This window comes from Actinoallomurus spadix (genome assembly GCF_024055725.1).
Classification (GTDB): Bacteria; Actinomycetota; Actinomycetes; order Streptosporangiales; family Streptosporangiaceae; genus Actinoallomurus; species Actinoallomurus spadix.
In genome coordinates, this window is record NZ_JAMXMX010000042.1 from 1 (window position 1) to 11,765 (window position 11,765).

The following is an 11,765-nucleotide window of genomic DNA, read 5'->3' on the forward strand; positions in this document are numbered from 1 at the left end:
GTCGAGGTCCAGCGGTACGTCGAGGGAAGCGAGCACGTACCCCCGGTCGGGGTCGGTGTGGGCGTCGGGGTATCGCCGCCCGAGACGCCGCCCGTGCAGGCGACGCCGTTCAGCGCGAAGTCGGTCGGCAGCGGGTTGCCGCCGTTCCAGGAACCGTTGAAGCCGAAGCTGGTGTTCGCGCCGGTGGCCAGCGAGCCGTTGTAGCTCGCGCTGTGAGCGGTGACGTTCGACCCGCTCTGCGTGACGGTGGCGTTCCATGCCTGGGTGACCTGCTGCCCGGCGCCGAACGACCACGTCAGCGTCCAGCTCGACACGGGGTCGCCCAGGTTGGTCACGGACACGTTCGCGCCGAAACCTCCCTGCCACTGCGAACTGATCGTGTAGTCGACCCGGCAGCCGGCGGCCGCGTTCGCCGATCCGGGGAGGACGAGGGCCGCCGCGGCCAGCGCGGCGGCCGATGAGACCGGGGCGACGACACGCCACCGGCGATGCCCGAGCAGACGTTTCATGGTTCTCCTCGCGAGGGGGCTGCGTTCGGTATTTCGAACGCGAGGCGAGATACGGGATGGTGATCCGGGGGAAGTATGAGCGGCGGACCGGTCACGTCAAAGCACCCGGCACCGCGGCGCCGACGTCATGGACAACGGCGCTGGCGAGGGGAACGCGATCGCCGGCGACTCGGTGAGATCGATGAAAACAGGTGAAAGTGGCGCCAACGAATCGCCATCGCGCCACGTCCGCCGCGGAGCCGCGCTCGAGGGAGGTTCTGCGCTTGCGGCGGAGTCGGCTCAGGACCGCTCGGGCCGGAATCGTTCGACGCGGAAACCGGCCAGGACGTCGTCCTGGTCGTGGCCGAGAACCTCCGCCGCGACGAGGTCACCGGCGTGCACGCTCAGGGTCGCCGCGCTGTGGGAGACGGCGAAGTGGAAGTTGGGCAGCTCACGTGCCCGCCCCAGGACCGGCAGGCCGTCAGCGGGGATGGGACGTTCGCCCACCCGTACGCTCTCCACGGTGGCACCTGCCAGCCCCGGGTAGAGCGCACCCGCATCGGCGAGCAGTGTGCCGACCGCGGCCTGCCGGCCGCTGATCTCACCGGTGCCGGCCGCTCCCACTGTGCCGTCGAGCCGAGCGGTGTGCAGGAGCAGCCGTCCGGCGCCGTCCGGGCGCAGGTGGACGTTCGGGGCGTGGACGACGTGGGATATCCAGACCGCCGCAGGTGAGGTGCAGACCACGACCCCGGGCGTATTGCGCATGGGCAGCGCCAGCCCCGCGAGGTCGGCGATCCTCGCCGCTCGCGGCCCCGCACAGTTCACCACGGCGTCCGCCGGCAACCGCCGCCCTGAGGCGAGGTGCACCGCGCGTACCAGGCCGCCGGTCACTTCGACCCCGGTGACGGCGTCGTCGCGCACCAGCTCGCAGCCGCGGGCGAACGCGTGCGCCAGCAGATAGCCGATCAGCCGGGTCGGCTCTATCCAGCCCTCACCGGGGAAGTAGGCGATACCAGCCGCCGGCAGCCGGTCCGGGCTGATGCCGGGCTCCAGGCGTAGGGCCTCGGCTCTGGTGAGCCATCGCACCTCGTAGCCGCGAGCGAGGCCGTCGGCGACCTTCTGCCGTAGCTTCTCCTGCTCGGCCTCGTCTGCGGCCCACTCCAGGTTGCCCGTCTCGTGATACCAGTCGCTGTAGTGCGCCTCGGCCGCCAGCCTCCGGTGGGCCTCCATGCCCGCCACCGCGAGCTCGTGGTAGACCTGCGGCTTCTTACCGCAGGCGTTGACCCACGAGAACGTCGCACCGGACGTACCCATCGCGGGAGCGCCACCGTCCACCACCGTGACGCGCGCGCCGCGCCTGGTCAGCCCCGCGGCCACCGCCGCGCCGTAGACACCCGCACCGATGACGACCACACGCATGACCTCGGACCTCCTTCGCCGGGATGATGTCCTCCCAGCGCCTCAGTCCGGTGGTCGATCCGGCGACCCCCTCCTGTCCGGCGCATGTCCGGACCGTTCGTCCGGTGTCCGCCGGGGGCGTCGGATACGAGGCGCAGGGCTAACGTGGTGTTCACACTCGCGCCTGGTCCGAGGGGGCAGGGTGAACGACGACGAGCTTCTGGCCCGGGTCGCGGCCGTTCAGACGGTCGAGGAACTCGCGGACTGCCTGTCGGAGCTTCGGCGGTCTCAGCGGCCGCAGCCGTCGCTGCGTGAGCTGGAGCAGTGGGGCGCGGGGCATCACCGGCCCTTGCCGACCACGACCGTGCACGAAGTTCTGAAGGGCGTCCGGCCGCCTCGGCCGTCCCTGCTCAGAAGCCTGCTCGCGGCGTTCCAGGTCCACGGCGAGCATCGGGTACGCGTGTGGCTCGAGGCCCTGGACCGGGTGCAGAGCGACCGAGGTTCTCCTCGGCGGCGCGGCAGGTCCGGGCAGGAGCTCGGTCCGGTCTCCGCGGCACGGTTCTTCTCCGAGCGCCAGGACGTCAACGAGGTCGCCGAGCGGATCGGCGCGGCGCGGGAGGAGGCGTTGCTCTGGGGAGCGGTCCTGCCGATGTACCTCCCCTACCTGCGGCCCTTCATCCGCACGGCACTCGCCCGGGGAGTCCTGGTCAGGGTCCTGCTGATCACCCCCGCGGGCGCGGCGATGACCATGGCCGCGCTCCGCTCGGCCGACTCCGGCATCGGGCACCTCCAAGAGGCCCTGCGCAACAACCTGGACATCCTGCACCGCCTCGAAGCCGAACTGCCCGGCCTGCAGGTGCGGCTCATCGACTACCTGCCGCCCTACACCCTGTACGCCTACGATCCCGGGCTCCCCGACGGACGTATGGACCTGCGCCTGATGTCCTTCCACGGCGACTACGGCACACGACCGGGCTTCAGCCTCCAGCGGGTACGGGACGAGGATTGGTTCACCTACTTCTACGAACAGTTCACCCTCGTCTGGAAGGCCGCGAGACCCGGCACCTGAGACTCCGCATTCAGCCGGAACCCGTCGGGCCGTTCGGCCGGACTGTCGGTGGCCTGACGTTTAATCGGGGGGTGGACGTAGGAGAGCGCATCGCTGAGCTGGCCGCTGAGGTCAAGCGTCTGAACGACCTGTATTACGGCGCGGGTGACAGCCCGCTGCCAGACGCCGATTATGACGCGTTGAAGGATGAGCTGGCGGCGCTCGTCTCCGAGCATCCGGAGCTGGAGCCGGCCGACAGCCCGCTCGGTAAGGTCAACGCGCCCGCGGAGCTGACCGGTCCGACGGTGCGGCACGCGCGTCCGATGCTCTCACTGGCGAAGGCGACCGGTGAGGACCAGATCCGCATGTTCTGCGAGCGCTTCGGCGGCCAGGTCTTCCGCGTGTCGGAGAAACTCGACGGGCTCTCGCTCAGCGTGGTCTACGTCGACGGGAGCCTGGACTACGTCGCCACGCGCGGCACGGGCACGGTCGGTGAGCTGGTGACCGAGAAGGCGCGCCATGTGATTCCCGGCCTGCCCGTCAGGATCGACGTGCCCGGGCGGGTGGAGATCCGGGGCGAGGCGGTCATGCTCCGGTCGGTGTGGGCCGCCTACAACGAGGCGCATCCGGACCGGACGCTGACCAATCCACGGTCGGGTGCCGCGGGGACGCTGGTGCTGAAGGATCCCGCGGCGGCCGCGGCCGCCAACCGGCTGCTGCGGTTCTTCGCGTTCGGTGCCGATCGTGACGGCGCCGCGCTGGAGCTTCCGGCGGGTTTCGAACCGGTGGCCCAGTACGTGTGCGCGAGCGTCGCGGACGTGATGGAGGCGATCGATGAGATCGGCCGTCGCCGCGACGGCCTGGATTACGACATCGACGGCGCGGTCGTGCGGTTGCACGAGCCGGCGGCGTTCGACGCGGCGGGCTTCAACAGCGCCGAGCCGCGCGGGGCGATCGCGTTCAAGTATCCGCCGGAGGAGAAGCTGACGAGGTTGCTGTCGGTGGAGTGGCCGGTGGGCAAGATCGGCCGGGTCCCGCCGCGCGCGAGGGTCGCGCCGGTGTTCGTCGGCGGGGTGACGGTGGAGAACATCACCCTCCACAACCCGAGGTTGATCCGCGAGCGCGATCTGCGGATCGGAGACACCGTGGCCGTCGTACGGCGCGGCGACGTGATCCCGTTCGCCGGCCGCTCGCTGCCTGAGGAACGCGACGGGACCGAGGTCGAGATCGTCCCGCCGGCGCACTGCCCGTCGTGCGGGTCGGAGTTGCAGGTCCGCGGTACCGGTGAGGAGCGCTGGTGCCTGAACCTGCAGTGCCCGGCGCAGGCGACGCGTCGGCTGATGCACTGGGCGTCACGGCCGGCGGCCGACATGGAGGGCGTCGGCGACGTCTGGATCGAGAGACTCGCCGAAGACGGTCTGCTCAAGCGCCGCAGCGACTTCTACGACCTGACGGCCGAGCAGTTGCTCGGCTATGAGCGGATGGGCGAGGTCAGCGCCAGGAACATGGTCGACTCGATCGCGTCATCCAAGCGTATGGGGCTGCGGCGCGCATTGATCGGGCTGGCGATCCCGATGGCCTCCGAGGGCACCGCCAAGCGCCTGTGCCTGGCCGGCTACGAGCACATCGAGGACATCGCGGCGGCGACGGTCGAAGACCTGGTGGCGATCCGCGACATCGGCCCGAAGGTCGCCGAGAGCATCGTCGCCTTCTTCGCCCGCCCGGAGGTGCGGGAGGAGATCGCCCTGCTGCGTGAGCGCGGCGTGGACCTCGATGTCCTGGATGAGGACCGGCCGGTCGACGCCGCGGTGGCGGGCGATTCGCCGCTGAAGGGCAGGTCGGTCGTGATCACCGGCGCGTTCACCGACCCACGCTCGGGCGCGAGGATCAGCCGCCCGGACGTCACCCGCCTGGTCGAGCAGGCGGCGGCCGTGACCGCCTCGTCGGTCTCGGCCACCACCGACTACCTGCTCGCCGGCGAGAACGTCGGCGCGTCCAAGACCGGCAAGGCCGACAAGCTCGGCGTCACGATCGTCCGGCAGGACGAGTTGTGGCGGTGGCTGGCCGAGGCCGGCGTGCTCTGACGTGCGCCGGGTCGCCGATGAGAGCCCCGCCGAACCGGGGTGTACCTGCCTGCCGGTGCCCGTCGAGGCATGCGCCGATCACCCGGACGACGTCTTGGACGCGGGTCAGGCCTTGGCGCGCTGCTGCTTGAGGCGGAGCTCCTCTTGGCGGACCTTGTTGTGGATGGCCCGCTCGCGTTCCAGCCAGTCGGGGTTCTCGGCCTTCAACGCCTCGATCTCGGCGGTGGTGAGGGGGCCCGTGATACCGGCGCGGGCCAGGCCCGAGGCGGAGACGCGAAGCCTGGCGGCGACGACCTGGCGGGGGTGGGGGCCCAGGCGGCGCAGGTCGGCGAGCCACGCGGGCGGGTCGGCCTGAAGCGCGTTCAGCTCGTCCCGGGAGACGACGCCCTCCTGGAATTCGGCGGGCGCTGCCGACAGCAGGATCCCCAGCTTCTTGGCCGCGGTCGCCGGCTTCATGGTCTGCGGCGTCTTCGCCTTGGACGTGCTCATGGCGTCAAGGGTAGCCAGCGGGAGGGGGCCGTCTGACCGCGACTAGGCTGAGCGGATGACCAAGGGGGAGTTCCGGCTGGCCTACGCGCCGGGGGTGACACCCGGGAAATGGGCCCGGGTGTGGGCCGAGCGGGTGCGGGAGGTGCCGCTTCGGCTGATCCAGGTGCCTGCCGCCGAGGCCGTCCCCCTGCTGCGGGACGGCGGCGTGGACGCGGCGTTCGTGCGCCTGCCCGTCGACCGCGAGGCCCTCCACGTGATCCCGTTGTACGTGGAGACGACCGTGGTGGTGGTGCCGAAGGATCACGTGGTGGCCGCGGTCGAGGAGGTGGAGCTCGCCGATCTCGCCGACGAGGATGTGTTCGAGCCGCTCGACGAGGTGTTGACCTGGGCCGACCGCCCCGGGCAGCCCGCGTTCACCCGTCCCGAGAGCACGGCGGACGCGATCGGGCTGGTGGCGTCGGGGGCCGGAGTCCTCCTGCTCCCTCAGTCTCTGGCCCGCCTCCACCACCGGAAAGACCTCACCTATCGCCCGGTGACCGACGCCCCCCAGTCCCAGATCGGCCTGGCATGGCTCGAGGCCGCGACGACCGACCTCATGGAGGAACTGATCGGCATCGTCCGCGGCCGCACCCCCAACAGCTCCCGCGGCCGCAATCCCCAGCAACAACCCGCCCGTAAGAAGCCCACGCAGAAGCACTCCGCGCCCAAGCCTCGCCGCCGGCCGCGCCGCCGTACGTGAGAAGGGGCATGCTCGCCGACGTCGCTCAGGGCGCCTCGAAGCTGATGTTTCCGCCGAGACCAGGCGGGAAGCAGCGAGCCGTGAACGACGAAGCGGGAAGCACTGAGCGATTCATCTCGGGATTCGACTACCCGATGTTCGTGGTGACCACCGCCGCCGACGGCGGGCGCGTACGGGCCGGATGCCTCGTCGGGTTCACGACACAGTGTGGGATCGACCCGTTCCGCTTCCTCGTCTGCCTGTCGAAGAAGAACCGGACCTACCGCGTGGCGGCCTCCGCCTCCTACCTCGCGGTCCACGTGCTGAGCCCGGACCAGCAGGACCTGGCGACGCTGTTCGGCTCCGAGACCGGGGACGAGACGGACAAGTTCGCTCGCTGCGAGTGGCGGTCCGGCCCGGACGGGGTTCCGCTGCTGGCCCGCTGCCCGCGCGTCCTCGTCGGGGAGGTGCTCGACCGCAGGGAACTCGGTGACCACATCGGCGTGCTGCTCGCCCCGGCCGAAACGCATGTCGGTTCCGGCGCCGGCCCGCTCATGTTCTCCGGCCTCCCCGCGATCGACCCCGGGCACCCGGCGTAGGCCGGCCGCTGAGGCCGGCGGCGCAAGGTCGCCCGAATGCCGGTGCCCTCCGGCACGATGCCGAATGCCGGTGCCCTCCGGCGCCGACGCCGAATGCCGCGCCGGCCCCGCTCCTGGTGCGGAGCGGGGCCGGCGGCGGGGGTGTTCGGACGGGTCAGCCGGAGCAGGTGAGCATGGGGTTCGCCCAGTCGCCGTGGTCGTTGCCGTTGCCGTCGCCGGCGTCCCCGACGACCAGGTCGACCACCTGGCCGCCGGTGACCGGAACGTCGATCGAGATGGCGGGTGTGGAACCGGTGACGGTGGGCGTGGTGATCAGCGTCTTGCCGTCGAGCACCACGCTGAACGTGACGGTTCCGGCGTTGCCGTTCTCGTCGTCCATCCCGACGGTCGCGGTGAACCTGCTGCACGTACCGCCGAGGTAGACCGCGACGTCACTGACGGCGTTGGTCCCGAGGCCCTTGGCGTACGTGGTGCCGTTGATGGTGATCGGGCGGCCGTCACCGGCGGCCTGCTCACCGACGCTGGTGTCCCGTTCGACCGGGCCCCAGCCGTTGGTCGCCGACAGCCAGGGCAGGTCGCTGACCTTGTTCTGACCGGCCGGCGGCACCGGTGGCACCGGGCCGATGATCCGCTCGTCGCTGAACGTCCGCCGGCTGCCCTTCTGGGTCATGGTCGCGGTGGCCGTGATCGCGGCCGGCTTCTCGACGGTCGCGGGCGGGGTGACGGTGAAGGTGAAGGTCGCCGACTGCCCGGGGGTCAGCCGTGCGGCGGACGCGGGTGTCGGGGCGCCGGCCTTCCAGCCGTCGGGCAGCGTGAGCGCCGGGGTCACGTCTTCCGCCGCGCCGCGGTCGACGCTCACCGTCTCCGTCGCGGTGAACGGGGTCCCCGCGGTCACCGTGCCGGGAACCTGCAGGTTGACGGTTGAGATGGGCGCCTTGGGCATCTTGTACGTGCCGCCGTTGTAGCCCGGGCTGTTGTTCTGGACGACCGTCAGCGAGGACGCGTGGCTGCCGTACTTGGTCAGCGCCACGGTGCCCAGGCCACCGGTGGAGCCGTCCAGGTTCCACACGGCGATCTTGATGTCGTTCGTACCGTGCGGGTTCAGCACCCCGTTGGGGATCGGGAAGCTGTGCTGCGGCCCCAGGTAGTTCACGTAGTTGCCCATGTGCCAGCCGTTGACGAAGATCTCCGCGCGGTACTTGCGGGACGACGCGTCGCTGATGGTCAGGCCCAGCGAGGTGTCCTGGCCCTGCGGCAGCTGCAGCTTCACGCTGGTGGCGTACCAGGAGACGCCCGGCGTCTTGTCGGTGGCCGGCAGCGTCACCGGCTGCCAGTCGTCGGTCGGGTAGCCCGGCAGGTACCAGCCGGCGCGCTCACCGTAGAGACCGCCGACGCTCAGTGGCCCGCGTACGGTGTCCGGCGGCGTCTCGCCGCCCCGGGTGCCCTGCAGCTTCCACGTGATCGTGTTCGGGTTTCCGGCCAGTCGGGCGCCGGTCAGCCCGCGGGCCGCCTTGTTGCCACTGGACTCGTTGTAGTCCTCCTCGTGGCCCATGTTCACGGTGAGCACCGAGATCAGGTTGTCGGGGCCGGCGTGCACCGACCCGTCCGGGAAGGCGTACGTCTTCGAACCGTCCGAGGTGGAGCTGCCGAGGAAGACGCCGTTCAGCCAGACCGATGAGGCGGCCGCGCCGCCGCCGCTCTGCGTGGACAGCGTGATGCCGGCCTCCTTGCCGGTGCCGGTGAAGCGGCCGCGGTACCAGGTGCTGCCGGTGTGGAAGCCGTAGTCGTCGGCGAACAGCACCGGCAGTGTGCCGGGGGTGGTGATGCTGTTCGTCGTCATCTTGTCGGCCACCGTCCAGGTCGAGTCGTCGAACCGGGGCTGGGCCTCCGGCGACTCCTGGGTGTGCACCCAGTCGGTGAGTGCCGGCAGGTCGACCGGGGCCGCGGTCGGCACCTTCCCGGTCAGGCCGCCGTCATCGGATGTCGTGGTCGCTACGTCGGTGCCGTTCCAGGTGACCTTCGACGCCTCGCTCCACACCTCGATCGAGCCGTCGGTGTCCACGTCACCGGTCAGTTCGACCGTCGAGTGCCTGATCTTGGCGGTGCGCACCAGGTGCGTGCCGCGTACGAGGACCGGGCCGGAGCCGGTGTCCTGCCGCCAGAACGTCTTCGCCGTGGCCGTGTCCGCCAGCAGCAGGAGCAGCGGGCGGTCACCGCCGGTGATCCGCACCCGGGCGAGGCCGTTGTGCGTGTAGTTCAGTCGCAGGTCGCCGGTGGCGGGATCCCAGGTCTCGGTGACGTCGCCGCCGGTGGACGTGACGGTCGGCTTCGCGGCGTACCGCAGCACCGTCTCGCCCGCAGCGCCGGCGTCGCCGTAGAGCACGGCGACGTCCTGGCCGCCGATCGTCGCGTTGGTCATCAGCTCGGACGTCGAGTACTGCAGCCGGTTGCCGCCGAGGTCGTAGTTCGCCGTGATGATCTTCGACTCGCGGCCGTCCAGCGTGATGCCGGTGCCGGGCTGCTGCGGCACGGTCGGGTAGGTCACCGGCTTGTTCGCGGGCACGGTCAGATCGATGGCGTCGATGGCGACGAAGTCGCCGGTCGCGCCGGAACTGTGCCGGCCGTCCACCACGATCTTGAGCGTGTGCGGGCCGTCGGTCAGGCCGCTCTTCTGGAACAGCACCGCCTGGCTCTCGTTGCCGAAGCCGTCGACCGTGCCCTGCAGGACGCCGTCCAGGTAGACGTCGGCGAGCCCGTGGTTGTCGACCTTCGATCCGATCCAGCGGACGGCGGTGCCGGTGAACGGCACGGTCAGCGAGTCGCCGGCCGTGTTGGACCACGACTCGGTGTGCTTGTAGTCGCCGCCGGTGTAGCTCTGGTCGGCCACGTGCGACCAGGACCCGGAGTACTTCAGGGCCGCGTCGTTGTCGTCGTAGGTGTAGTCGACCGGCTTGGTGTTGAAGTCGACCGAGATGTGGGTGCCGTCCTTCGAGGTCGACGTGGAGTCGGAGTGCCGCAGCACGTGGAACTGCGTGCCGGTGTCCGGGTTCCTCCGCGCGGTGTCGACGATCCGCGCGTTGTCCGGCGCGGTGACCGGGATCGCGTCGGTCTTGGTCAGCGGTGCCGCCGCCTGGGTGAAGTACCCGATGAGCTTGTCCTGGTCGTACTTGGGGTCGAACTCACGGTTCTCGCGGATCGCGGCGCCGTAGTCGTAGGAGGTGTAGTTCTGCGGCTCGCCGAGCCAGCCCCAGTTGGTGCCGCCGTAGGTCATGTAGAAGCTCTGTGACGTCGCGCCGACGGCGATGTTCTGCTTGTAGAACACGTCGGCGAACCGGTCGTTGATGAGCTGGGCGCACTTGTCGTAGCCGGGGCCGCCCCACGGGTCGAAGGCGCCGCCCTGGAACTCGGCGGTCGCCAGCGGCTTGCCCGCGACGTGGTCGTAGCCGATGTCCGGCACGCCGTTCCACCGGGTGGGGTTGGAGCAGTTGAAGCCCTGCGGGTAGGAGTCCGCGGCGTCCACGTCGAGAGCGGCGTCGCCGGCGTTGAACGTGCCGTTGTTGTTACCGACCAGCGGGACCTTGATGCCGTCGGCGAGCGCCTTGTTCTCCAGGTGTTTCATGTACGAACGTGCGGCGGCGTCGCCGTGGTAGTACTCGTTCTCGACCTGGTACTCGATGATCGAGCCGGTGCCCGTGGTGAGCTGGTGCCTGGCCAGGATCGCGTCGATCCGGGCCTGCCACTCGTCGGAGTACTTGAGGTACTCCGGGTCGCCGGAGCGGGTGTTCCCGGCCTTCGTGGACAGCCAGCCGGGGAAGCCGCCGCCGTCGACCTCGGCGTTGATGTACGGGCCGGGCCGGGCGATGACGTAGAGGCCGGTCTGCTCGGCCATGTCCAGGAGCTTGTCGACGTCCCGTACGCCGGTGAAGTCGTAGACACCTGGTCTGGGGGAGTGGTAGCCCCAGTCGAAATAGAGCGAAACGGCGTTGAAGCCGGCGGCTTTGATCTTCTGGAACACGTCCCGCCACAGATCCTGATTGGGCAGGCGGAAGTAGTGGAACTCGGCGGACCAGATGTACGTGCGCTTTCCGTCGATCTTGAAGGAGTAGTCGTCGTACGTCACCGAGTGCGCGGTCCCGGCGGTGACGGGGGCCGCCGCGGGAGGAGGTGCGGCGCTCGCCACCGGGCCGGCGCCCAACGCCAGCACCGTGAGGATCATGATCGCGGTCAGGGCCGCGCGCGAGCGGGACAGCAGTCTGGGGATGCTGGGGGGCATGAGGGTGCCTCGCTTCACAAGCGGGACGCGTTTAACCCTGTGTAAACGCGGTGTGCCGTGTGCAGTCTGCGGGTTACTGGAAGATGACGTCAAGGGGTCTATGTGGTTGTTTCGATCATTTGTGGTGATTGAGGCTCGTCACGCCCGCGACCTGGTGTCTTGGACGCGGTTGCCCGGCTTCGTGAGTGTGGTCATCCACGGCGGCCTGCCGATCCAACACTCGTGGATGTTGGAAAATGTTCGACTCGAAGTGATCTCTCCGAGGTCGGCGAGGACCTTCGGCGACGGGCGGCGCTTATAGGGAAGATATAGCGGCCGTACGCAGAGTCGAGCCCGTCGCGAACGAATGCGATGAGGTCCGACGAAGGGCGGCGGCATGAACAGGTCCGAACCGGTATCCGTGCTCGACGGGGAACGCAAAGAGAAGATCAAGGACATCGTCTGCGACATTCTTGAGATCGAGCCCGCGGAGGTCACCGAGACCAGCATGTTCAAGGAGGATCACGACGCCGATTCGCTGCGGGCGATCGAGATCCTGGCGGCGCTGGAACGCACCTTCGACATCGTGATCGACCAGGCCGAACTCAGCCGCATGGAGAACCTCCAAGGCGTGTACGCGGTCGTCGATGAGGCTCTCGAAGCCTGATCCGCCGCGAGCTGAGCGAGGG

The 11,765-nt window shown here is 69.8% G+C and carries 9 protein-coding genes; 5 read left to right on the forward strand and 4 right to left on the reverse strand.

What is annotated here, in order from left to right; genetic code table 11:
• Both NE235_RS35390 and NE235_RS35395 read right to left on the reverse strand, forming a co-directional pair.
• Positions 1–509: cellulose-binding domain-containing protein (locus tag NE235_RS35390; protein WP_252810958.1), on the reverse strand; the 509-nt coding region annotated here is incomplete at its 3' end.
• A gap of 279 nt (positions 510–788) precedes the next feature.
• Entirely contained in the window at positions 789–1,907 is a 1,119-nt protein-coding gene (locus tag NE235_RS35395; RefSeq protein WP_252810960.1) for an NAD(P)/FAD-dependent oxidoreductase, read from the reverse strand.
• Positions 1,908–2,088: 181 nt separating this feature from the next.
• On the opposite strand from NE235_RS35395, the gene NE235_RS35400 reads away from it, so the two are divergent.
• Both NE235_RS35400 and ligA read left to right on the forward strand, forming a co-directional pair.
• Entirely contained in the window at positions 2,089–2,955 is an 867-nt protein-coding gene (locus tag NE235_RS35400) for a hypothetical protein (protein ID WP_252810962.1), read from the forward strand.
• A 71-nt stretch (positions 2,956–3,026) separates the two neighbouring features.
• Positions 3,027–5,018, forward strand: a complete 1,992-nt coding sequence (gene ligA / locus NE235_RS35405) for an NAD-dependent DNA ligase LigA (protein WP_252810964.1) — start codon at positions 3,027–3,029, stop codon at positions 5,016–5,018.
• A 105-nt stretch (positions 5,019–5,123) separates the two neighbouring features.
• Here ligA and NE235_RS35410 read toward each other — a convergent pair whose 3' ends face one another.
• Positions 5,124–5,507, reverse strand: a complete 384-nt coding sequence (locus NE235_RS35410; RefSeq protein WP_252810966.1) for a DUF5997 family protein — start codon at positions 5,505–5,507, stop codon at positions 5,124–5,126.
• Between the two features lie 55 nt (positions 5,508–5,562).
• On the opposite strand from NE235_RS35410, the gene NE235_RS35415 reads away from it, so the two are divergent.
• Together NE235_RS35415 and NE235_RS35420 are read left to right on the forward strand one after the other, a co-directional pair.
• Positions 5,563–6,246, forward strand: a complete 684-nt coding sequence (locus tag NE235_RS35415) for a LysR substrate-binding domain-containing protein (RefSeq protein ID WP_252810968.1) — start codon at positions 5,563–5,565, stop codon at positions 6,244–6,246.
• Between the two features lie 80 nt (positions 6,247–6,326).
• Complete coding sequence (locus NE235_RS35420) at positions 6,327–6,824, forward strand: flavin reductase family protein (RefSeq protein ID WP_252810970.1); 498 nt, start codon at positions 6,327–6,329, stop codon at positions 6,822–6,824.
• A gap of 154 nt (positions 6,825–6,978) precedes the next feature.
• Here the strand turns inward: NE235_RS35420 and NE235_RS35425 are convergent, their stop codons facing one another.
• Positions 6,979–11,097: a beta-galactosidase gene (locus NE235_RS35425; RefSeq protein ID WP_252810972.1), complete on the reverse strand. Its 4,119-nt coding sequence runs from the start codon at positions 11,095–11,097 to the stop codon at positions 6,979–6,981.
• A 376-nt stretch (positions 11,098–11,473) separates the two neighbouring features.
• Here NE235_RS35425 and NE235_RS35430 point away from each other — a divergent pair, with 376 nt between their 5' ends.
• Entirely contained in the window at positions 11,474–11,743 is a 270-nt protein-coding gene (locus NE235_RS35430) for an acyl carrier protein (protein WP_252810974.1), read from the forward strand.
• The last annotated feature ends 22 nt before the right edge of the window (positions 11,744–11,765 follow it).

Bases quoted from the DNA above. Each gene is read 5' to 3' on its own strand.
- NE235_RS35415 (WP_252810968.1), top strand. From the start codon at position 5,563: ATGACCAAGGGGGAGTTCCGGCTGGCCTACGCGCCGGGGGTGACACCC.
- NE235_RS35410 (WP_252810966.1), bottom strand. From the start codon at position 5,507: ATGAGCACGTCCAAGGCGAAGACGCCGCAGACCATGAAGCCGGCGACC.
- NE235_RS35425 (WP_252810972.1), bottom strand. From the start codon at position 11,097: ATGCCCCCCAGCATCCCCAGACTGCTGTCCCGCTCGCGCGCGGCCCTG.
- NE235_RS35395 (WP_252810960.1), bottom strand. From the start codon at position 1,907: ATGCGTGTGGTCGTCATCGGTGCGGGTGTCTACGGCGCGGCGGTGGCC.
- NE235_RS35430 (WP_252810974.1), top strand. From the start codon at position 11,474: ATGAACAGGTCCGAACCGGTATCCGTGCTCGACGGGGAACGCAAAGAG.